Below are 22,950 nucleotides of genomic sequence, written 5' to 3'. Positions count from 1 at the left end.
TACAGGGAGAGATAGTACCGCCCTGTAGGATAAAGTCTGGTAATAACCTTACCGCAACGTTAATGCTAGCGGTAGCGTTTTGTCGGGCTATTTTGATCCTGAGCAGCCAGCCAGGCGAGCTTTTCACCGATTTTGGCTTCCAGCCCGCGGGATGTCGGCTGATAGTAATGGGTTTGCGCCATTTCCGGCGGAAAATAGATTTCTCCAGCCGCATACGCATTTGGCTCATCGTGCGCATAGCGATATTCAGCGCCTAGCCCCATCTCTTTCATCAGGTGAGTGGGCGCATTGCGAAGATGAGCGGGCACATCATAATCAGGTTTTTCTCTCGCATCGCGCATTGCCGCCTTAAACGCGGTGTACACAGCATTGCTTTTCGGGGCACACGCCAGATAAACGATCGCCTGAGCGATGGCCCGCTCACCTTCAGCAGGCCCGACACGGGTAAAGCAGTCCCAGGCGGCGATAGCGACTTGCATCGCCCGAGGGTCAGCATTGCCGACATCCTCTGAAGCTATCGCCAATAATCGGCGGGCGACATAAAGCGGGTCGCCGCCAGCCGTAATGATGCGAGCATACCAGTACAACGCCGCATCGGGGGCCGAGCCACGTACCGATTTATGCAGTGCAGAGATAAGATCGTAATAGCGATCGCCTTTGTTATCAAAACGGGCACTGCGCTCGCCGGAAACCTCGTTGAGCAACGCTGACGTCAACACCCGCTGACCATCGGCCGCCACCTCTGCCATATCCGCCATCATTTCAAGCAAATTGAGCGAGCGACGGGCATCACCATTGACCAGTTCAGCCAGCAATCGCCGGGTTTCCGGCGGCAAAATGATCTGCTGCCCGCCCAGGCCGCGCGCTTTATCATCCAGCGCCTGTATGAGTACCTGCTCAATATCATCCGCGCTCAGCGCTTTTAACAGATACACCCGCGCGCGCGACAACAGCGCCGAATTGAGTTCAAACGACGGGTTCTCGGTTGTCGCGCCAATAAACGTAATCGTCCCGTTTTCGATATGCGGTAAAAACGCATCCTGCTGGCTTTTATTAAAGCGATGCACTTCATCCACAAACAGCATGGTCCGCCGCCCGACGTCCCGGCTTTGCCGGGCTCTTTCAATGGCTTCGCGGATTTCTTTAATACCGGAGGTCACGGCAGACAGGCGTTCGACATCAGCCTGAGCATAATGTGCAATCAACTCAGCTAACGTTGTTTTCCCCGTTCCCGGAGGGCCCCATAAAATCATCGAGTGTAACTGGCCTGCCTCGATTGCTCGCGGTAACGGTTTTCCCGGCCCCAGCAAATGCTGTTGGCCAATATATTGAGATAACTGAACCGGGCGCATACGCGCAGCCAGAGGCTGAAACGCGTTATTGGAAAAATCGAGTGACAAGTTACTCACGCCTGCCTCACTGACGCTGATCGTCTAGTGCAACACCTTTTGGTGGCGTAAAACGGAATTTGGCCGCATCTATCTCACCATGTTGCTGATTTTTCAACACATAGGTGCTGCGCTGCCCATCCTGCTCTGTCGCCGTAAAACCACGAATGGTGCCATCGGTCGCCACCGTGATAGAGAACTGCTTCAAATTGCCGCTCGCCGCCTTGGGTACCAGATCAAAATCGTCACCCTTTTGGCTGACATTATACTTGCCCCAGTCTTTCGGGTCGTTACGGGTTATCAGAATAAATGGTGTATTACCTGTGGCATCTTTGACCCAGGTCGCGGTGACCTGTTCAACAAACGGGTTGTAGAACCACAGCGTTTTCCCATCTGACACCAGCGTGCTTTCATCAGGCGATGTGGTTTTCCAGTTAAATAAATTCGGCCGCTTAACCCACAGTTCACCTGCACCGTCCTGCACAGCGGCACCATCATTGGCGGTCACTTTCTGGGTAAAACTGGCATGAAAACTGTTTACCTTACTAAGGCGGTTTTGCAAGTCACCGGCAGCATCAGCATAAACCGCACCGGAAAACAGCGTGACCAGCAGACTGCCTGCCATCAATCCTACTTTCATCATACAAAAATCCTTCGTCTTTCCTGGCTATCACATGGGCCCTGACGGCATCACTGCACGTCAGGCCGCTACTCTACTCCGGCCAAATGGGGTGTAACAGCCGAATTATCTGTGATGTGCTACTTTTACGCTTCTTTGCACAGCAAATTTACGCGGTCTTTTCCAGATACCCTATCTCGGTCACCGTCGGTTACTCCACGGGCGGCGGAGCCAGCACCTCACGGTTGCCATTATGCCCGGGCCCGCTGACAATCCCTTGCATCTCCATTTGTTCGACAATACGTGCAGCACGGTTATAGCCGATACGGAATTGCCGCTGCACACCGGAAATCGAGGCGCGCCGTTTTTCCACGACAAAGGCCACGGCTTGATCAAACAGCGGATCGAGATCTTCATCACCATCCAGACCAAAGCCACCACCTTCGCCATCCTCACTGCCGCTGATAATGTTGTCGATATATTCCGGACGACCGCGCGCTTTCCAGTCCTGCACCACCGCATGAACCTCCTGATCGCGGACAAACGCGCCATGCACGCGCACCGGAATCGATGAATTGGGAGCCATATATAACATGTCTCCCATCCCCAACAACGACTCCGCGCCCCCCTGATCCAGAATGGTACGTGAGTCAATCTTGCTCGATACCGTAAAAGCAACCCGGGTTGGAATGTTGGCTTTAATCAGCCCGGTGATGACATCCACCGACGGTCGCTGTGTTGCCAGCACCAGATGGATACCGGCAGCACGCGCTTTCTGTGCCAGCCGGGCTATCAACTCTTCCACTTTCTTGCCCACTGCCATCATTAAATCAGCAAACTCATCAACCATGACGACAATATAAGGTAGTTTTTCCAGCACGGGTGGCTGCATCTCCATGCTATCGCCCGGTTTCCAAAACGGATCGGGTACGGGCCGCCCCATGGACTGAGCCTGCATCACCCGCTCGTTATAGCCACTCAGATTACGGACACCCAGCGCAGACATCAGTTTATAACGCCGCTCCATCTCTCCCACGCACCAGCGCAAGGCATTCGCCGCATCTTTCATGTCTGTTACCACTTCGGTAAGCAGATGCGGAATCCCCTCATAAACTGACAGCTCCAGCATTTTGGGGTCAATCATGATAAAGCGCACATCAGCAGGCGTTGCTTTATACAACATGCTGATTATCATCGCGTTCACACCGACTGATTTCCCCGAGCCGGTTGTACCGGCAACCAGCAAATGGGGCATTTTGGCTAAATCAGCCACCACTGGCTGGCCGGAAATGTCTTTCCCCAGCACCACGGCCAGCGGTGAACTGTTATCGCGAAAGCGTTCACAATCGAGCACTTCACGTAAGAAAACCGTCTGGCGATGGCGATTAGGCAACTCCAGGCCAACATAAGGCTTACCGGGAATCACTTCCACAATACGTACCGCGACAACCGATAATGATCGCGCCAGGTCTTTAGCCAAATTGGAAATACGGGCGGCTTTGACACCTGGAGCCAAATCCAACTCGAAGCGGGTGATAACAGGCCCAGGGTGATAGTCCACCACCGTGGCTTTTACCCGGTAGTCAGCCAGCCGAGTTTCAATCAAACGCGCCATCTCATCGAGTGCATCACGGTCTATGGGTGCATCGTTGAACGACGGTGGCGTAAGCAAATCCAGTGACGGCAATGGCGTCGTCGGTTTTTGCAGCGGCTGGTCATTACGCATCAGGAACGGGTGAATCAGGCTATCCATAATGGACGGGGCCGCCTCGTGCACAGGCTCCGGCTGTGGCACATGGGCAGTACGGATCTGCGCTGAGGTAACATCAGCCGGTGCCTGATGTACTGCGGCATCATTGTCATGGGGTGACAACGTAAACAGCGGCTCTGAGGGCGTATCATTAACCAAATCCGCATAAGGCGAGATAGCAAACACACTCTCAGGCAACGTAGCGCTGACTACTTTCTCCTCAACCTGATTGTCTACTGACAGGGACGCAGTAGCCCGGCTTGGGTTGTCAGCCAACACCGCTGTAGGGAACTCATCACGCACCGCCTGATATGGCGTGACAGCCGCCGCAGGCATTGATACGGTCGCAGGCTCATCAACCCGCATAACAGTATCATTGCCTTGTTCGGTGGGTTGCCCATAACGCGCCTGCTGCATTGCCGCAAAATCGCGTGCCAGTTGCGCCTGCAATAAAGCGTCGTCATCGTCTTCATTATCTGGATATGTTTCACCGTAGCGTGCTCGTTGCTGCTGTGCGAAGGCTTCACGCAGAGCGGCTTCTTGTGCCAATGCTGGGTGGTCATCCTCTTCCCCATGAGGAGAAACTGTATCGGCACAGACGAGCGCTGTCGCAGGCAACGCGTCAATATCCAGATGCCCGGCAGCCTGCGCTGACTGGGCCTGCGCGTCTCTTTCTCTGGCTTGCTGTTCAGCCAGACGCTGAGAAGGCAACTTGATGCCATAAGATGCAAGCTCCCGGCGCGTTGGGATCCGAACCGGATTCGGACGCGGCAGTTCTGGCCCCATACCACGTTTAACCTGAGGATTAGACGCGTCCTCCGCCGCGGTAAACATCGGGCTGACAGCGGCAGTTTTTTTCACCTCCGGCGCGAGAGTTTTCACGTCAGGTTCTGGCACAGGTTGGGTAGAGAATACCGATGCCACTGGAGAAGTGGCGGGTGCCAGGGTACTGACTGAACGAGCAATACGCTCATCAGGCTGAACCAACAGTGGCTGCCAGTCAGAGATGACTGGGCCCGATGCGATCGGTGCTGACGTAATCGGTGCCGATGCCGCCATTGCTGATGCAGACAGTGCCGATACAGCACCCGATGGCGCAGATAATGATGCTATCTCTGCTGAAGCAGTCATCGCCGGAAGCACCGGCTCGATGGGCAACGGCCCTGGCGGTAATACGCTCTGTACAGCCGGTTTAACCGGCAACGCCGTTGCCGACTCAGGCATCGGTGGTAAGGTGCTTTCTGCTGGTACAGCAACCGCTGATGCAGCGGCAACGCGACTTGATGAAGCGTCGCTGGGGGCAGCACCAGGCGGTGTGACATCCGTTACCGATACTGGCGCGGTTAATGCCGCGTCGGTGGCATCAGCCACCGCTCGCGCCACCACACTGGGTGCAGAGAACAGCGCATCCTCATCATCGTCGTCATGATGCGCAGCGGTCGGCGAAGAGAGTGGTAACTGGTCACGATTTTCAGCAACAGACTTTGCCGCCGTTGGCTCCGTCGCTCCAGTTGGCTCGTGGGTGTCGTCGTCGTCAGCATAGTAGAAATCGTCATCACGACGGCGACCGCTGAATAGCGTCAGGCAGGCCATTACCCCAGCACCGATTTTCTCTGCAATCGCCAGCCAGGACCAGCCGGTAAACAGCGTTAACCCCGCCGCCCAAACGCACAACAGCAGCATGGTTGAGCCGATATTGTTAAAACGGGGGAGCATCGAACTGCTCAACAGGCTTCCCAGGACACCGCCGGAAGCAAAATAATAGATATCATCAACGTTAAGAGCCGCCAGACCACAAGAGGTGAGGATCAGTGCCAGCGTGCCAATCAGACGCAGTGACAGGGCGAAATAATCAAGTGATTCACGCTGCCCGCGCAACCGATGGACAGCCCAGCACAACGACACCATGATAACCGGGATGGCATACGCCAGTACGCCAAAAATAAAAAACAGGGTATCCGCCAGCCAGGCACCGACCCCGCCTGCCAGATTATGAATCGGCTCATGCCAGGCCGTTTGCGACCAACTCGGGTCGGAAGGGCTGAAACTGAGCAGCGCCACTGCCAGATAAATGGCAAACAGCGCGACCACTATCAATATCGCTTCCAGTAAGCGCCGGGTCGCACTGAGTTTACTCAGTGTCACCTCTTTCTCTTCTGTATATTCCTGATATTCCTGGCTCAAGCGTCTCTCCAGGTTTCCTGTAAATGTTTCATGATAAAACGCCGAGATTTACCCGGCGCATACTGTACAAATTAACAGGAGTGTAACTGAATTTAGCGGGTTGTGCACCCATGCTGTCAGCGGGTCTTAATTACCAGCCGGTTGCTCTGCTTCACTTCTTCCATCACCACATAGGTACGGGTATCGTTCACTCCCGGCAGACGCAATAGCGTCTCACCCAGCAACTTACGGTACGCTGACATATCCGGTACACGGGTTTTAAGCAGATAATCGAAATCCCCGGATACCAGATGACACTCCTGAATCTCTTCTAGTTTCTGCACTGCGGCATTGAACTGCTCGAATACATCGGGTGCGCCACGGTTGAGGGTAATTTCAACAAATACCAACAGTGATGCATCCAGATAATGCGGGTTCAGCAACGCAGTATAACCGTTAATAAACCCTTGACGCTCCAGGCGACGAACGCGCTCTAAACAAGGCGTTGGCGACAGGCCAACCCGCTTTGACAATTCTACGTTGGAAATACGCCCATCTTTTTGTAATTCATTCAGAATATTACGATCGATTCTGTCCAGATCTTTTCCCGGTCGTTTCTTTGTGTCTACCATTCTTATTGTCTCTCTTTACCCTTCCCTGTTTAATCGCTGTCTCTGTCCAACTTCAATGTATCAGAGCCACCCCTAAAGAAGACCCCTGCCTTTTGTAACGCGATAATCCACTGTCCCGGCTACATTCCATCAGCGCTTTATCTGCCAGCAAAACGATTTCGATAAGCGACAAGGCTGATGGTATGCCCTAAAAGCTGGAGCATTTAACTATTCACATACAAAAAATTTCCTCTTCCAAGGATGTTTTCGCAAAAGCGCAGCCGATTGTCAAAGCAAAACAATTAAAATCAGAAGAAAGTGCCAGATGAGCGCTTTCAGAAGTATTTTTACTACACATTAATACCGTTAGCATCCTCTCTGAACGGAGTCGATGCGCCGTTACGCTAATGCTGTCAATATTCCGCAACGATTGAACCGATAGCTAACAACATTCCGCCACACTTTTTTACGCAGGTAATTTCCTTACAATCGACCCTATCGTCCGTTCGAGTGAATGAGGAATCCATGAGCACTGCCAAACACCGTAAATTATTGATTCTGGGCTCAGGCCCGGCAGGCTATACCGCCGCAGTCTACGCTGCGCGGGCAAACTTAAATCCGTTACTGATCACCGGAATGGAAAAAGGTGGTCAGTTGACGACCACCACAGAAGTCGAAAACTGGCCGGGCGACCCGGATGAACTTACCGGGCCGTTATTGATGGAGCGTATGCACGCCCACGCCACCAAATTCAATACCGAAATTGTGTTTGATCACATCAACCGCGTTGACTTACAAACCCGCCCTTTCCGTCTGTTTGGCGACAGCGATGAATACACCTGTGATGCACTGATCATCGCCACCGGTGCATCGGCGCGTTATTTGGGTCTGCCTTCTGAAGAGGCCTTTAAAGGCAAAGGCGTTTCCGCATGCGCCACCTGTGACGGTTTTTTCTACCGTAATCAGCAAGTGGCCGTGGTCGGCGGTGGCAATACCGCCGTAGAAGAGGCGTTATACTTGTCTAATATCGCCGCGCAGGTGCATCTGATTCACCGCCGCGACAGCTTCCGTGCGGAAAAAATTCTGATTGACCGGCTGATGGCCAAAGTTGATAGCGGCAATATCGTGCTGCACACCAACCGTACGCTGGATGAAGTGTTGGGCGATGAAATGGGTGTCACCGGTGTGCGTCTGCGTGAGGCGACGGGTGAGGCTACAGAGCAGCTCGCCGTGGCCGGCGTATTCATCGCCATCGGCCATAGCCCGAATACTGCGGTGTTTGGCGATCAACTGGCGCTGGAGAACGGCTATATCAAAGTGCAGTCCGGCACTCAGGGAAATGCGACCCAAACCAGCATTCCGGGTGTGTTTGCCGCCGGAGATGTCATGGATCATATCTACCGTCAGGCTATCACCTCTGCCGGAACCGGTTGTATGGCGGCGCTGGATGCCGAACGTTATCTGGATGCTCTGACGAAATAATACATCGCCAGACAGAGGATGGAGATATCCTCTTCAACCAACCCGGGGCGTGATCGTACCCGGGTTTTTTATTGCGGCATGACTGCGCAGAAAATTGATCCCCTGCCAATTTCCCCTTTCGCCTTTTCATTTGCACAACCCTGCCACCGAGGTAACATGACGCCATACTGACTGTGATGCACAGCCAGTGTTAAGTAACGGTTATTTAAACGTTATTCCCATGTTTTATCCGCCTGTATTTACTGGAAGCGACCCACAACGCATGAAAGAGACACGACAACGAGAACTGACCCGCTGGCTGAAGCAGCAAAGCCGACTGGCCCATCGCTGGCTGCGTTTATCACTGATACTGGGGCTGGTGAGTGGCTTACTCATCGTCGCTCAAGCCTGGCTGATGGCCTCCTTACTGCATGAGCTGATTATCATCCACACCCCGCGTCAGGCGCTGACAGGCACCTTCGGCCTGCTGGCGGGGGCATTTGTTCTGCGCGCGTGGCTGAGCTGGGTACGCGAGAAAGTGGGGTTCCGCTGTGGACAAGCCGTGCGCCAGCATATTCGCCAGCAAGTGCTCGATCAGCTGCAACAATTAGGCCCGGCGTGGATTCAGGGCAAGCCAGCGGGCAGTTGGGCAACGCTGATACTCGAACAGGTTGACGACATGCAGGACTACTACGCCCGCTACCTGCCACAAATGTATCTGGCCGCAATAATTCCGTTGCTCATTTTAGGTACGGTCTTTCCGGTCAACTGGGCGGCGGGCTTGATTTTGCTGCTTACCGCGCCCCTTATCCCGCTGTTTATGGCGCTGGTTGGCATGGGAGCCGCTGATGCCAATCGTCGTAACTTTCAGGCGCTGGCCCGCCTGAGTGGCCATTTCCTTGACCGTTTACGGGGGCTTGAAACTCTGCGCCTGTTTCACCGCTCACAGGCCGAAATAAACCACATTCAGCAGGCATCAGAACAGTTTCGCAGCCGGACGATGGAGGTGCTGCGCATGGCCTTTCTCTCTTCCGGTGTACTGGAGTTTTTCGCCTCCGTCTCTATCGCGGTTGTGGCTGTTTATTTTGGTTTCTCTTATCTGGGCGAACTGCATTTCGGCAGCTACGGCACAAGCGTTACGCTGTTTGCCGGTTTCCTGGTACTGATTCTGGCACCGGAGTTCTTTCAACCACTGCGCGATCTGGGCACGTATTACCATGCGAAGGCCCAGGCTGTCGGTGCGGCGGATGCCTTACAGCACTTTATGACTCATGCGGGTGAGAATACCGGTACCGGAACTGACACCTTTCATAGCGACACGGCCATCACACTGGTCGCCTGCGATTTAACCATCTTATCTCCCGGCGGAAGTATTCTGGCCGGGCCACTCAACTTCCGGTTGAATGCCGGGCAACGCGTTGCGTTGGTTGGCCCCAGTGGCGCGGGTAAAAGCTCCCTATTAAACCTGCTGTTGGGTTTTTTACCCTACACCGGGTCACTGACCGTCAACGGCACGGAACTTCGCACCCTTTCCACTGCCAGTTGGCGGCGTTACCTGAGCTGGGTCGGGCAACATCCCCATCTGCCGGCCACCACCCTTAGAGAAAACATTCAACTGGGTCGGCCGCACACCACCGAGGCGGAACTGCAAACCGCGCTGGAGCGCGCCTATGTGCATGAATTTTTACCCTCGCTGCCCGCCGGGCTTGAGACACCACTCGGTGACGGCGCAGCGCGGTTGTCCGTTGGTCAGGCCCAACGGGTCGCGGTTGCCCGTGCGCTGTTGCACCCTTGTCAGTTAATGTTGCTGGATGAACCCTCCGCCAGTCTTGATGCCCACAGCGAACGGCGGGTAATGGAAGCATTACGCAACGCCGCATTGCATCAAACGACGCTGCTGGTAACGCATCAGCTAACGGAAATCCGTGATTATGATGTTATCTGGGTCATGGTTGATGGTCAGTTGGTTCAGCAAGGTGATTATGCCAGCCTATCCCAGTCCGCCGGGCCATTTGCCCATCTGCTGGCCCAACGGCAAGGGGTGTTGTAATTATGGACAAACAGAGTGATATAAAAAAAATGCGCATCATGCAGGAGTTGAAACCCTTTCTGGCACTCTATCGTCGCCACAGTATGCAATTGGGGCTCGGGGTGATACTGGCTATCATGACGCTGCTTGCCAGCATTGGCCTGCTGACACTCTCCGGCTGGTTTTTAGCCGCTTCTGCGGTTGCGGGCCTTGCCGGGTTAACCACCTTCAATTACATCCTGCCTGCCGCCGGTGTCCGGGGGGCGGCGATTTTGCGCACCGCAAGCCGCTACTTTGAGCGGCTTGTCAGCCATGATGCCACGTTTCGTGTTCTGCTCCATCTGCGTGTTTTTACCTTTCGCCGCATCCTGCCTCTCACGCCGGGCGGGCTGGTTCGTTTTCGACAAGCGGAATTGTTAAACCGGCTGGTGGCCGATGTCGATACGCTGGATCACCTCTATCTGCGGGTCATATCACCACTGGTCAGTGCGTTGGCCGTGATCCTGGTCATGGCTTATGGCCTGAGTCTGCTGGATCTTGCGCTGGCACTCACGCTTGCCGCCATCATGCTGGTGCTGCTACTGCTTTTACCACCGCTGTTTTATCGCGCTGGCTGGCCTATCGGCACCGATTTGACGGCATTACGTGCCGATTATCGGGTACAGTTGACCACCTGGTTACAAGGGCAGGCGGAATTGACAATTTTCGGCGCACTGGCTGCCTTTCGCCAGCAACTGGAAACACTGGAACAGCGCTGGCTGATGCGCCAGCGCCAGCAGGCGGCGCTAAGTGCACTCTCTCAGGCCTTGTTCATCGCCGCTGGTGGTCTGACTGCCACCTTGCTGATGTGGCTGGCAGCAGGAGGTGTTGGTGGTGCGTCACAACCGGGGCCGCTCATCGCACTGTTTGTGTTTGCATCACTGGCCGCATTTGAGGCACTGGGCCCGGTCGCAGGTGCATTTCAGCACATTGGTCAGGTTGCCGCGAGCGCAGCCCGTGTACGCCAGTTACTGCAACTGCATCCAGCGGTCACTTTTGCAGAACATGGCCCGGCCAGCCCTCAGCAACTTCAGTTGACGCTCGATAAAGTGAGTTTTCATTACCCTGACCAGCCTCAGGCAACGCTGCACGAGGTGTCAATGACGCTGGCAGCAGGAGAACATGTCGCCCTGTTAGGCCGCACCGGATGCGGTAAATCGACGTTACTGCAATTGTTGACCCGCGCCTGGGACTGTAGCGATGGAGACATTCGCCTCAATGATCTCCCGCTGAAAGCCTGGCCAGAGGCCAGCTTGCGCCAAAGTATGTGTGTGGTGCCACAACGTGTGCATATCTTTAGCAGTACGTTACGCGATAACCTGCGTCTGGCTGCGCCAGACGCTCACGATGAACAATTAATACATGTGCTCAATCAGGTTGGGCTTGAAAAGTTGCTCAATGATGAACAGGGGCTGAATGCCTGGCTCGGAGAAGGTGGCCGGCAGTTGTCCGGTGGCGAGCAGCGCCGTATCGGTATTGCCCGGGCCTTGTTGCATCCTGCCCCGCTGGTATTGCTTGACGAGCCCACCGAAGGGCTGGATGCCGACACCGAACAACGCATTCTGACGTTGTTGCGCGACCAGTGTAAGGATAAAACGCTACTGATGATAACGCATCGTCTGAGTGGGCTGGAAACCATGGATCGCGTGTTTGTGCTGGATGATGGTCAGTTGGCAGAACACGGGACACATCATGCGTTAATGGCACGTCAGGGTCGCTACTGGCAATTTCATCAACACCTGTAACCAGGGGCTGCCTTATGCTATTGCCGGAGCTGTCGCCGTTCTCACTTGCGTTTCCTAACCCGCAAACAGCCTTGCGCGACCCGAATGGTCTGCTGGCTTTTGGTGGTGATTTGTCCCCTGAGCGCCTGTTAATCGCGTATAGCCAGGGGATATTTCCATGGTTTTCGCCCCCTGACCCGATTCTGTGGTGGAGCCCTGATCCGCGTGCCGTTCTCTTTCCTGGCGAATTTCATCTCAGTCGCAGCATGAAGAAATGCATTCGGCGTGCGCCCTATCAGGTTACGCTCAATCACGCTTTCTCAGCGGTTATTGCAGCCTGCGCCAGTGAACGTGACGAAGGAACGTGGATCAGCGATGAAATGGTGCAGGCTTACCTACAGCTACATCAGACCGGCCACGCCCATTCCGTCGAAGTCTGGCGCGGGCAACAGCTCGTCGGTGGATTGTACGGTATTGCCCAGGGCGGGCTGTTTTGTGGTGAGTCCATGTTCAGTCGTGCAGATAACGCCTCAAAATTCGCGCTGGCGGCGTTCTTATCGCATTTTACCGACTGCGGCGGCCAGTTGATTGACTGTCAGGTACTCAACCCCCATACTGCGTCTCTGGGAGCGCGCGAGCTACCCCGGCGCGCCTTTCTCACCCGGCTGCCATCACTACAGCAAATCCGCCTGAAAGCAGGCTGCTGGCAGCCACAAACACTGACTTTTCCCCCGGATTATCTGTCAGACAATAGCGATAAATGAGCATCAATCACTTACGCGCCTTTACATAATGAGGGTTTTTCGGCATTATCTTGCCGGTTAAAAACCAAGGTAATTAAACCTAGAGGATTCGATGGCCAAAGAAGACAATATTGAAATGCAAGGCACCGTGCTGGATACGCTGCCCAACACCATGTTCCGCGTTGAGCTGGAAAACGGGCACGTGGTTACCGCTCATATCTCCGGTAAAATGCGTAAAAACTATATCCGCATCCTGACGGGTGACAAAGTGACTGTGGAACTGACCCCGTACGACCTGAGCAAAGGCCGCATTGTCTTCCGTAGCCGTTAACAGCCCGGTCATCGCTCAGAGCGATGCGTTTGGATGTCGGCTTTCAGCCCTTGCCATACTGGCAGGGGTTTTTGCATTTTAGGGAAAGCGATGGCGTCGCGCTACGGACAGGCATGCTGCCGTACTGATTGTGGCTAACGGTATCAGCACTGTTGCGTTGCCGTGCAGCATAAACATGACGGCATAAAAAAAGGGCACCGACGATGCCCTTTTGCTTAAATCGTGGGCCGAGAGCCCATCGGGATGATGCGCAATTGCGCCCGGCTAGTGCACCGCACCTTCCGTTTTGGTTTTTTGCGCACTCAGGAAACGGTAAGTGAGCTGTTGTACGGCACTATCAAGCTCCACTTTCACCGCCCCACCATCAACCAGCGAGCCAAACAACAACTCATTAGCCAGCGGTTTTTTGAGGTTTTCCTGAATCACCCGCGCCATCGGGCGAGCCCCCATTGCTTTGTCATACCCTTTTTCAGCCAGCCAGTTCCGGGCTTCTTCGCTGACTTCCAGCGAGACGCCTTTGGCATCAAGCTGCGCCTGCAATTCGACGATAAATTTATCCACCACCTGCTGGATAACCTGCGCTGACAAATGGTTGAACCAGATAATGCCATCAAGCCGGTTGCGGAACTCCGGTGTAAACACTTTCTTGATCTCTTCCATCGCATCGCTGCTGTTATCCTGATGGATAAGCCCGATAGATTTACGCTGGGTTTCTCGCACACCGGCGTTAGTAGTCATGACGACGATCACGTTGCGGAAGTCCGCTTTACGCCCGTTATTGTCAGTCAGGGTGCCGTTATCCATCACCTGCAATAGCAAGTTGAACACGTCTGGATGGGCTTTTTCTATCTCATCAAGCAGCAGCACTGAATGCGGGTGTTTGATGACCGCATCCGTCAGCAGGCCCCCCTGATCGTAACCCACATAACCCGGAGGCGCACCAATCAGGCGGCTGACGGTGTGGCGCTCCATATATTCCGACATGTCAAAGCGCAGCAATTCGATATCCAGCGCTTTCGCCAGTTGCACCGTGACTTCGGTTTTACCTACCCCGGTAGGGCCGGCAAACAGGAATGACCCGACCGGCTTGCGCTCATGCCCAAGCCCGGCACGACTCATCTTGATGGCCTCAGTCAGCGCCTCAATCGCTTTGTCCTGACCAAATACCAGCATTTTCAGCCGATCGCTCAGGCTACGCAGTACATCGCGGTCACTGGCTGATACGGTTTTCTCAGGAATCCGGGCAATACGCGCCACCACCGATTCAATATCCGCCACGTTGACCGTTTTCTTGCGTTTACTGACAGGCAGCAGACGGCAACGAGCTCCCGCTTCATCAATCACATCAATGGCTTTATCTGGCAGATGGCGATCGTTGATGTATTTCACTGCCAGCTCTACCGCAGCACGAATCGCCTTCGCGGTATAACGAACATCGTGGTGCGCTTCATATTTTGTTTTCAGGCCGTTGATGATTTGTACCGTTTCCTCAACGCTTGGCTCGGTAATATCAATTTTCTGGAAACGACGCGCCAGCGCACGGTCTTTTTCAAAGATATTGCTGAATTCCTGATAGGTGGTAGAACCGATTACCCGAATCTTACCGCCGGACAACAGCGGTTTTATCAGGTTAGCGGCATCCACCTGCCCGCCAGAAGCCGCCCCCGCGCCAATGATGGTATGAATCTCATCAATAAACAGAATGCTGTTTTGATCCTGTTCGAGCTGTTTTAGCAAGGCTTTAAAGCGTTTTTCGAAATCACCGCGGTATTTGGTTCCCGCCAGCAGTGACCCGATATCCAGCGAATAAAGCGTACAGCCCGCCATCACCTCCGGCACATCACCTTGTACGATGCGCCATGCCAGCCCTTCAGCAATCGCCGTTTTGCCAACGCCTGATTCGCCCACCAGTAACGGATTGTTTTTGCGGCGGCGGCACAAGACCTGAATCGTACGCTCCAGTTCACTGTCTCGTCCAATCAGTGGGTCGATTCCCCCGACACGGGCAAGCTGGTTGAGATTTGTGGTGAAGTTTTCCATACGCTCCTCCCCGCCAGCCTGTTCTTCGTTAACCGGATTTTCCTGGCTTGCCGCCGGGCCGGAGTCCTCTTTACGCGTACCGTGGGAAATAAAATTCACCACGTCCAGCCGACTGACATCATGCTTGCGCAGCAGATACGCTGCCTGAGACTCCTGCTCACTGAAGATGGCGACCAACACATTGGCCCCGGAAACTTCACTGCGCCCGGATGACTGCACATGAAACACAGCGCGTTGCAACACACGTTGAAAACTCAGCGTAGGCTGGGTATCCCGCTCTTCGTCGCTTGGCGGCAGTGTTGGTGTCGTCTGTTCGATAAACGTTTCCAGTTCCTGGCGCAACGCGGTCAGATCGACCGTACAGGCTTCAAGAGCCTCGCGTGCGGAAGGGTTGCTAAGTAGAGCCAGTAACAAATGCTCCACGGTCATAAACTCGTGTCGGTGCTCACGCGCTCTGGCGAAAGCCATGTTGAGACTGAGTTCCAGTTCTTGATTGAGCATAGCCACCTCCCCCAATAAATTGCCCTAATTTCAGGCTTTTTCCAGCGTACAGAGCAACGGATGCTCATTCTCCCTGGCATACCGGTTCACCTGTGCCACCTTGGTTTCCGCCACTTCGGCACTGTAAACACCGCAGATAGCCTTACCCTGATAGTGAACCGTCAGCATCAGTTGCGTTGCACGTTCAATATCATAAGAAAAGAACTTTTGCAGAACGTCAATAACAAATTCCATCGGTGTGTAATCATCGTTGTTCAATACGACGCTATACATCGAAGGTGGCCGCAAGGTTTCGATATGCTGCGCTGTCGTCTGCCCGTCGGTCTGCGTCCCGGTGCTATGATTTACCATCTTCAATCCAAATCCGTGCTGATACTTATTGTGATACATAATGCGCCAACTGCATTACGCAGCGGCTGTCTGTTTTTATTGTATCACCGCGCGGTCAAAATCGCGCTGCCCTCCCCTTGCTGTTACGCCCCAAATCCGCCCTATCTCCTTTTGATATTAACGGCAATAAAAACCATCAATAGCGTTATCTGTATCAAATTTTCACAAACCTGATACAAAGTGTCAGATTGCGATGCTTGACGCTTAAAACGATTTCAATAGAGTGTAGAAGTGAATTGATGGTGTTTTAATCAATTCATTCAGCCTTAAACCAATAACCTCACCTTAGAGCACACTCTAGCGAAGGATGAAGATGTATGGAGACAGGTACTGTTAAATGGTTCAATAACGCCAAGGGCTTTGGCTTTATTTGTCCCGAAAGCGGAGGGGAAGATATTTTCGCTCACTATTCCACCATCCAGATGGACGGTTACCGAACGCTAAAGGCGGGTCAGGTTGTGAAATTCACCGTGCATCAGGGGCCGAAAGGAAATCACGCCAGCCTGATAGTGCCGGTTATTGGCGAAGCGATCGCCTGAACGTCAGCCTCGTATTTTCCGGCCTCTCACCTGTCAATGCCTTGACCAGGGCACTCAATAAATTTAATGCCAACCGCGCCGCGGGCGGCATTTTTTAGTCATGGGTTAATCACTCTCGGCTCGGTTCAACTGCCACCGGCTGGCACACGCTGCCACGCCCTTCGCCAATCAGTCAGCACGCCCGCGCGCCAGCCATAACACCCGGGAAAACATGCTGCGAATCAGCGGTGGAATGGCCGATTCCCCATAAGACGCGGCCGCCAGAGCAACCTCAATGGCCAGGTCGGGTTTGGACGTGCGGTGAATCGCTTTTGCTATCACTTTCGCCGCCGATAAGGGCACCGGGTCGGGCAATTGAGCCACCCGATGGTAAACCTGACTAAATCCGTTGCGGTACATAAAATGTTCCATATCTGGCGCGGTCAGTACCGTCAGATGGTCGCGCTCCGCTTCCCCCTGTGATTGCAGCAAGCTACGCGCTGTTGCGGCATATTTCTTTCCGGCGTCATCGCCATCCACCAGTACATGCCATTCAATGCCCATACGATAAGCAAACCTCAGTAACGGCTTTAACCCGGCTTGTGCAAATTCAATCACGCGCACCCCTTCTGCCTCAAAATGGTGACCACACTGGCGGGCCAATTCATTGAGCATCCACACTTCCGTTTCACCCTCGACCAGCAACCAGCAACGGGCAAACAGTGACGATGGCCGATTAAAGCGAATATGAAACGTAATACGACGGCTGTCTTCCGCTGACAACCCCTGACGGCCAATGCGGTAGGTGGCAACCTTGGCCGACTCACGCACCAACCGGCACACCTGTTCAACAGGTACCAGCGACAGCAGCTCGCCGGAATTGGTAGTCGTCACTTTTTGTAACGGTAATTGGGTCAGCAAGCCCCAGGCCACCGACAGCATGATCGGGTGTAACCGGGTTTCTGGATCTTCAATCAACAGCAGGGGCCGCGCATGCGGGTCTAGCGCGACAGAGCCTTTCGCCTGTAGTAATGTCGAGAACAGTTCCAGCAAAATGATCCGGCGACTGCGGCTATTGGGCCCGGAAATCATTCGGTTAATCGAATCAAGCGACCGCCAGGCGCGCCCGTTACCGGTACGGGCATGGCGGTGATGCCGTTTCTCATTCGGCTCTGCGCTTTGTTCCGAGAAATAGTGTTCTACCAGTTGGCGCATCGCCACCAGGCCCTGACGCAGTTCCTGATTCGTTAATCGATTAGGGTTTTGCGCCAGCTCTCGCATCAGTGTTTCAAACTGATGCGAGAGCCGTTCATTGTTATCGATTTGCGGCATCAGGGTGCCGGGGCGAAAACGCCGAATAAACCGGGCATCACGCAAGCGTAACACCGGATGCAGCCGCACCACTTCACTGGCCAGCCAGTCGATATTCTCCAGCGCTAATGCGTGGCCGTTCGCATCCAGAAAACTGCGCCAGGTGAAAATTGCCTGACTGTCATCCACCTCGCCCTCCAGGCGGTAGAAGAGGCGGTGTAATCGCCCTTCCCCTTTTACCCAAACCGGTGACAGCGAACGATAGCGCGGTGCCAGATGATGGCCGGGTTCAGACTCGCAAAAGGTAAAAATGACCTGTAAATGCCGTTCACGACTGGATTCATCGCCGGGTGTAAAGTGAAAATCTTGTAAATCAAAATGATAGAGTGGCAGTGACGGAGCCAGCAGCAATGAGAGCGCATCCAGCAGGCTGGATTTTCCCCAGGCATTTTCACCAATCAGCACCGTATTGTCGTCAAGCGTCAGCGATAGGCGGTTAATCCCACGGAATCCAAGAATTTCGACTCTTTCCAGATACATCCGTGCCTCCCGTTCTGTGGTCTGAGTGCGAGCATGACGACAAACGCGCAGCAGGGTCAAGCCCTTGCCCCTGAATCTGCCTCGCAACGCATAAAAATGTGTAACAGCGGGGAAACGAAGCAATGCGAATGATTGCTATCCATGCACGAAAATTGCGCCAAATCAATCTTGCCTTAAGTTGCATTTAAAAAACCTTTTTCGTTTTTGTCTGGCGTTCTATCCTCATAACAGGCATTAAAAATGCAACTTTAAAAGGAAGCCATCATGTATTGTGTGCAATGTGAACAAACCATCCGAACTCCTGCCGGCAACGGTTGCGCCTACGCACAGGGCATGTGCGGCAAAACGGCTGAAACCTCTGACCTGCAAGACCTGCTGGTTGCGGTGCTTCAGGGGCTGTCAGCCTGGGCCCTACAGGCCCGCGCACTGGGGATTATCGACCATGACATCGACCAATTTGGTCCGCGCGCATTCTTCTCCACACTGACCAATGTCAACTTTGACTCACCGCGTATTATTGGCTATGCCCAAGAGGCTATTGCCATGCGCCAGACGCTGGCTGCGCGCTGCCGCCTGTTGGATGCCAGTGTCGTGGTTGACCACCCGATGGCTGAATTGCAACTGGCTGGTGACGACCTGCCTGCCCTGTTACAACAGGCCGCTGAATTTGCGCTAAATAAAGATAAAGCAGCGATTGGTGAAGATCTCCACGGCCTGCGCATGCTGTGCCTGTATGGCCTGAAAGGGGCAGCGGCGTATATGGAGCACGCCCATGTTTTAGGCCAGTATGACAACGCGTTGTATGCCGAATTTCACGCGTTCATGGCCTGGCTTGGTACTGCACCGACCGATGTGGATACCCTGCTCGGTAATGCGCTGGCAATAGGCAAGATGAATTTCGGCGTTATGGCGATTCTGGATAACGGTGAAACCACCGCCTATGGCCACCCGCAACCGACGCAAGTCAATGTTCGCGCGGTTGCCGGGAAAGCGATTCTTATCTCCGGTCATGACTTGAAAGACCTGCGTATGTTGCTTGAGCAGACAGAAGGCACTGGCATCAATATCTATACGCACGGCGAGATGTTGCCCGCTCACGGCTACCCGGAACTGAAGAAGTTTGCACATCTGGTCGGTAACTACGGCAGTGGCTGGCAGAATCAGCAAAGCGAGTTCGCCACATTCCCCGGCCCCATCGTGATGACATCAAACTGTATTATTGACCCTAACGTCGGGCAGTATACCGATAGAATCTGGACTCGCAGCATCGTCGGCTGGCCGGGTGCACAACATCTGGAAGGGGACGATTTCAGTGCCATCATCGCGCAGGCACAGCAGTTGCCGGGCTTCCCGTATAGCGAAATCGAGCACATGATTACCGTCGGTTTCGGCCGCCAGACATTACTTAACGCAGCAGATACCGTCATCGACCTGGTCGCCAGCAAAAAATTACGCCATGTGTTCCTGGTTGGCGGTTGCGATGGCAGCCGGGACGAGCGCAGTTATTACACCGACTTTGCGCGTAGCATCCCTCAGGATTGCCTGATAATGACGCTGGCCTGCGGCAAGTATCGCTTCAATAAGCTGGATTTCGGCACGCTGGAAGGTTTGCCGCGCCTGCTGGACGTCGGCCAGTGTAACGATGCTTATGCCGCCATCATGCTGGCGGTCAATCTGTCAGAGAAACTGGGATGCGGCGTTAACGATCTGCCGTTGAGCCTGATCCTCTCCTGGTTCGAACAAAAAGCTATCGTCATTTTGCTGACGTTACTGGCGCTGGGTGTGAAAAACATTTACACCGGCCCGACGGCACCGGCTTTCCTGACGCCGTCATTGCTGGCCATCCTGAATGAAAAATTTGGTATGCGTGCCATTACGACGGTCGAGCAAGATTTAAAAGACATTCTTGTTGCCTGATTGACATCTGTTAGTTTCGCCTTCCGCCTGCCCTCGGGTGGAAGGCTGTTATGGAGATCCCCGATGGCCATGCCTACCGCACAATGCCCTCATCGCATGCAAGTCCATTCTCTGCATCAGGAAACCCCGGATGTCTGGACTTTATCTCTGATTAGCCATGATTTTTATCCCTGGCAACCCGGTCAGTACGCGCTGGTGAGTATCGCTAACAGCGAGGAAACGCTGCGCGCCTATACCCTGTCATCCACACCGGGCATCAGCCGCTTTATTACGTTAACGGTGCGTCGGCTGGAGAACGGCATAGGTTCTCGCTGGCTGACAGAACACGTCAAACCCGGCACCGAGTTGTGGCTTTCTGATGCACAAGGTGAATTTACCTGTACCCATCTGGCAAGCGATCGCTACCTGATGCTGGCGGCGGGCTGTGGCGTGACGCCGATTATGTCGATGACGCGCTGGTTGCTAGCCAACCGGCCCGAGGTAGATATTCAGGTCATCTTCAATGTGCGCGACCCACAACACGTCATTTTTGCCGATGAGTGGCGTTCACTCTGCCAGCGCCATCCTGAACAATTGCACCTGACCCTGATGGCCGAGCAACAGGTGGAACCGCATCACCTCGACGCCGGTTTTCTCTGCGGTCGTCTGACTGAAGAGGTCCTGCACCAGCGTGTGCCGGATATTGCCAGCAGAACCGTGATGACATGTGGCCCGCACCCCTATATGCAGCAGGCAGAAACATTCTGCTTGCAGGCGGGTGTGGCGCGTGAACATTTCTTCAAAGAGCAATTTGGCGCGCCGCCTTCTGAACCGACAGAGGATGGCAATAGCCTGACCATGCGCATTCGCCACTCACTGCAAGCGGTGTCGGTGCCGGTGGGCACCAGCCTGCTGGCTGCACTCGAAAGCCATCATCTGCCGGTCAATGCCGCCTGCCGGGCAGGTGTCTGTGGCAGTTGTAAAACCCAAATACTCCGTGGCCACTACACCACATCGAGTACCATGACGTTAACGCAGGCTGAAATAGAGCAAGGCTATGTGCTGGCATGCAGTTGTCAATTACATGGCGACGTCGAATTAGCCTGAGCGGATGTCGGCTGCCCTGCCACAGGCTCCTGTCATTGGAATCTACCCCGCACTTTCGTTAAGATAACGTTAAGCCGGGGTTTTTCCTGTCACCGCTTATGGTTATAGTGTCTTCTGTAACTTACCCGGTTTATTGCCATACGGGGTAAACCCGGAATCAGCGCCGTTTCCCCAAAATAGCGTCACTCCGGACTATGCATGGCCTATGCGGTGTAGCCCGATATGGCTGGTTACACGTTCAGGTCGTATGAATTCGACAGGGACACCGGCGACCCGTCTCGCGCCGTTGTGGCAGGAGCAAATACCATGATGACCGTCAAACCCGCCCCGATACTGATTCTTGGTGCCAGTGGTTACATTGGTCGTCACCTCGTTACCCGCCTTAGCCGACAAGGGCAGCAAGTTATTGCTGCTTCACGTCATATTGACTCACTGGCCGCGCGCCACCTTCCCGATGTACGCTGCGAATATGTCGATTTGATGAAATCACATACCTTGCCCGAAGGGTTATGGCAGGCAGAAACGCTTTACTATCTGGTACATAGTATGGGAGACGGTGCCGACTTCCTTGAGCGGGAATATCAGTCGGCACAGAATTTGCGCCAGATCCTGCGCACCAGCAATGTCCGGCAGATTATCTATCTGGGATCAGCTCAAACATCCCATACCCGCTCAGTCCACATGCAGGCACGCAAACTCACCGGCGATGTGTTGCGCAGCAGTGGCATTCCCGTCACCGAGCTACGCGCCGGTATTATTATTGGTGCAGGCTCTGCCGCCTTCGAAATCATGCGCGACATGGTAAACAACCTGCCGGTACTGACTCCTCCTCGCTGGGTGCGCTCAAAGTCCTCTCCGGTTGCGCTGGAGAATTTGCTGACCTACCTGACAGACATTCGTCATCACCCGGACTCACAGCACCGGATTTTTGATGTGGCAGGCCCGGAGTACCTCAGTTATCAGGACTTGTTTGCACGCTTTATCCGCCTGACCGGCAAACGACGCCTGCTGGTCCCGCTGCCGCTGCCAACCGGTTTGGTATCAGCCTGGTTCCTTCATCTTGTCACCTCGGTATGCAGTTCAACGGCTCGGGCGCTGGTGCAAGGCCTCAGGCATGACCTGCCGATGGATGACCGCGCTCTGCGCCGCTTAATCCCACAACGGTTGATAGGGTTTGACGAGGCGGTACGCGCAACACTTGCTGATGAAAATGCCGCATCACACCACCCAGACTGGGGGCTTGACCCCGATGTTCAGGCTCGCTGGCAGCCCGAATATTCGTTTTATCCCAAGCAGGCGGGGTGCAGTTATAAAACCCAGGCCAGCAGCCAGACACTCTGGCAAGTCGTACAGCAGGTCGGGGGGCAAGAGGGGTATTTTTACGCCAACTGGCTTTGGCAGTTGCGTGCCAGAATCGATGACTGGTGCGGTAATCAGGTTATTTACTCTCGCCCGATGCGGGCTGAATTATTTGAAGGTGACGTGGTCAACGGCTGGAAAGTAATCCGGGCAAAGCCTTGTCAGCAGTTGGTGTTACTGTTCGGCATGAAAGCGCCTGGCCTTGGGCGTCTTGCCTTCACGATTGACGATCGCGGCACTTACCGGATGCTTGATGTGCGAGCGTGGTGGCACCCGGCGGGTGCCGCAGGCCTCGGCTACTGGTTTGCCATGATGCCCGCCCATCTGTTTATTTTTCGCGGTATGGCGCGCCGAATTGCAACACTGGCGCAGGATGCAGAACAGCGGGATGTCACTCGCATCTCATCGAGTGATTAACCGGCCTGAATTC

General features: G+C 54.3%; 16 protein-coding genes. 9 read left to right on the top strand and 7 right to left on the bottom strand.

The window, feature by feature from the left end:
• Nucleotides 1-65: 65 nt before the first annotated feature.
• The 4 genes from DAQ1742_RS09400 to lrp form a co-directional block, all read right to left on the bottom strand.
• The gene (locus tag DAQ1742_RS09400; protein ID WP_035342267.1) at nucleotides 66-1,409 is read right to left on the bottom strand and encodes a replication-associated recombination protein A; all 1,344 of its coding nucleotides are present in this window, start codon (nucleotides 1,407-1,409) and stop codon (nucleotides 66-68) included.
• Nucleotides 1,410-1,416: 7 nt separating this feature from the next.
• Nucleotides 1,417-2,028, bottom strand: a complete 612-nt coding sequence (gene lolA, locus DAQ1742_RS09395) for an outer membrane lipoprotein chaperone LolA (RefSeq protein WP_035346033.1) — start codon at nucleotides 2,026-2,028, stop codon at nucleotides 1,417-1,419.
• A 190-nt stretch (nucleotides 2,029-2,218) separates the two neighbouring features.
• Nucleotides 2,219-5,941: a DNA translocase FtsK 4TM domain-containing protein gene (locus DAQ1742_RS09390; RefSeq protein ID WP_067486988.1), complete on the bottom strand. Its 3,723-nt coding sequence runs from the start codon at nucleotides 5,939-5,941 to the stop codon at nucleotides 2,219-2,221.
• A gap of 116 nt (nucleotides 5,942-6,057) precedes the next feature.
• Nucleotides 6,058-6,552 carry a leucine-responsive transcriptional regulator Lrp gene (gene lrp, locus DAQ1742_RS09385; protein ID WP_010277211.1) on the bottom strand — a complete coding sequence of 165 codons (495 nt, stop codon included), beginning with the start codon at nucleotides 6,550-6,552 and terminating at the stop codon, nucleotides 6,058-6,060.
• A gap of 504 nt (nucleotides 6,553-7,056) precedes the next feature.
• Between lrp and trxB the strand changes: the two genes are divergently transcribed.
• The 5 genes from trxB to infA all read left to right on the top strand — a co-directional run bounded on the left by trxB (nucleotide 7,057) and on the right by infA (nucleotide 12,858).
• Entirely contained in the window at nucleotides 7,057-8,013 is a 957-nt protein-coding gene (gene trxB / locus DAQ1742_RS09380; protein WP_035342276.1) for a thioredoxin-disulfide reductase, read from the top strand.
• A 262-nt stretch (nucleotides 8,014-8,275) separates the two neighbouring features.
• Entirely contained in the window at nucleotides 8,276-10,042 is a 1,767-nt protein-coding gene (gene cydD, locus DAQ1742_RS09375) for a heme ABC transporter permease/ATP-binding protein CydD (protein WP_035342280.1), read from the top strand.
• Between the two features lie 38 nt (nucleotides 10,043-10,080).
• Nucleotides 10,081-11,805: a heme ABC transporter ATP-binding protein/permease CydC gene (gene cydC, locus DAQ1742_RS09370; protein WP_035346035.1), complete on the top strand. Its 1,725-nt coding sequence runs from the start codon at nucleotides 10,081-10,083 to the stop codon at nucleotides 11,803-11,805.
• Between the two features lie 14 nt (nucleotides 11,806-11,819).
• A complete protein-coding gene (gene aat / locus DAQ1742_RS09365) occupies nucleotides 11,820-12,548 on the top strand; it encodes a leucyl/phenylalanyl-tRNA--protein transferase (RefSeq protein ID WP_035342283.1) in 729 nt (242 codons plus the stop codon).
• A 91-nt stretch (nucleotides 12,549-12,639) separates the two neighbouring features.
• On the top strand, nucleotides 12,640-12,858 hold the full coding sequence (gene infA, locus DAQ1742_RS09360) for a translation initiation factor IF-1 (RefSeq protein WP_002211347.1): 219 nt from the start codon (nucleotides 12,640-12,642) through the stop codon (nucleotides 12,856-12,858).
• A gap of 264 nt (nucleotides 12,859-13,122) precedes the next feature.
• Here infA and clpA read toward each other — a convergent pair whose 3' ends face one another.
• Both clpA and clpS read right to left on the bottom strand, forming a co-directional pair.
• A complete protein-coding gene (gene clpA, locus DAQ1742_RS09355) occupies nucleotides 13,123-15,399 on the bottom strand; it encodes an ATP-dependent Clp protease ATP-binding subunit ClpA (RefSeq protein WP_035342286.1) in 2,277 nt (758 codons plus the stop codon).
• Between the two features lie 30 nt (nucleotides 15,400-15,429).
• Nucleotides 15,430-15,750 carry an ATP-dependent Clp protease adapter ClpS gene (gene clpS / locus DAQ1742_RS09350; RefSeq protein WP_035342289.1) on the bottom strand — a complete coding sequence of 107 codons (321 nt, stop codon included), beginning with the start codon at nucleotides 15,748-15,750 and terminating at the stop codon, nucleotides 15,430-15,432.
• A gap of 356 nt (nucleotides 15,751-16,106) precedes the next feature.
• Here clpS and cspD point away from each other — a divergent pair, with 356 nt between their 5' ends.
• Nucleotides 16,107-16,328 (top strand): cold shock-like protein CspD, encoded by a 222-nt coding sequence (gene cspD / locus DAQ1742_RS09345; RefSeq protein WP_035342293.1) that lies wholly within the window; start codon nucleotides 16,107-16,109, stop codon nucleotides 16,326-16,328.
• 168 nt (nucleotides 16,329-16,496) lie between these two features.
• On the opposite strand, the gene DAQ1742_RS09340 is transcribed toward cspD, so the two are convergent.
• Nucleotides 16,497-18,158, bottom strand: coding sequence for an ATP-dependent endonuclease (locus DAQ1742_RS09340; RefSeq protein ID WP_035342295.1), 1,662 nt, complete (start codon nucleotides 18,156-18,158; stop codon nucleotides 16,497-16,499).
• A gap of 264 nt (nucleotides 18,159-18,422) precedes the next feature.
• Between DAQ1742_RS09340 and hcp the strand changes: the two genes are divergently transcribed.
• From hcp to DAQ1742_RS09325, 3 genes are all read left to right on the top strand, one after another.
• The gene (gene hcp, locus DAQ1742_RS09335) at nucleotides 18,423-20,075 is read left to right on the top strand and encodes a hydroxylamine reductase (RefSeq protein ID WP_035342297.1); all 1,653 of its coding nucleotides are present in this window, start codon (nucleotides 18,423-18,425) and stop codon (nucleotides 20,073-20,075) included.
• A 63-nt stretch (nucleotides 20,076-20,138) separates the two neighbouring features.
• Nucleotides 20,139-21,161, top strand: coding sequence for an NADH oxidoreductase (gene hcr, locus DAQ1742_RS09330; RefSeq protein ID WP_035342299.1), 1,023 nt, complete (start codon nucleotides 20,139-20,141; stop codon nucleotides 21,159-21,161).
• A gap of 306 nt (nucleotides 21,162-21,467) precedes the next feature.
• A complete protein-coding gene (locus DAQ1742_RS09325) occupies nucleotides 21,468-22,937 on the top strand; it encodes a DUF2867 domain-containing protein (RefSeq protein WP_083961045.1) in 1,470 nt (489 codons plus the stop codon).
• The last annotated feature ends 13 nt before the right edge of the window (nucleotides 22,938-22,950 follow it).

The sequence above is a fragment of the Dickeya aquatica genome (assembly GCF_900095885.1).
Lineage (GTDB): Bacteria > Pseudomonadota > Gammaproteobacteria > Enterobacterales > Enterobacteriaceae > Dickeya > Dickeya aquatica.
The sequence above is the reverse complement of the archived record's forward strand: the minus strand, read 5'-3'. Positions and strand labels throughout refer to the sequence as shown.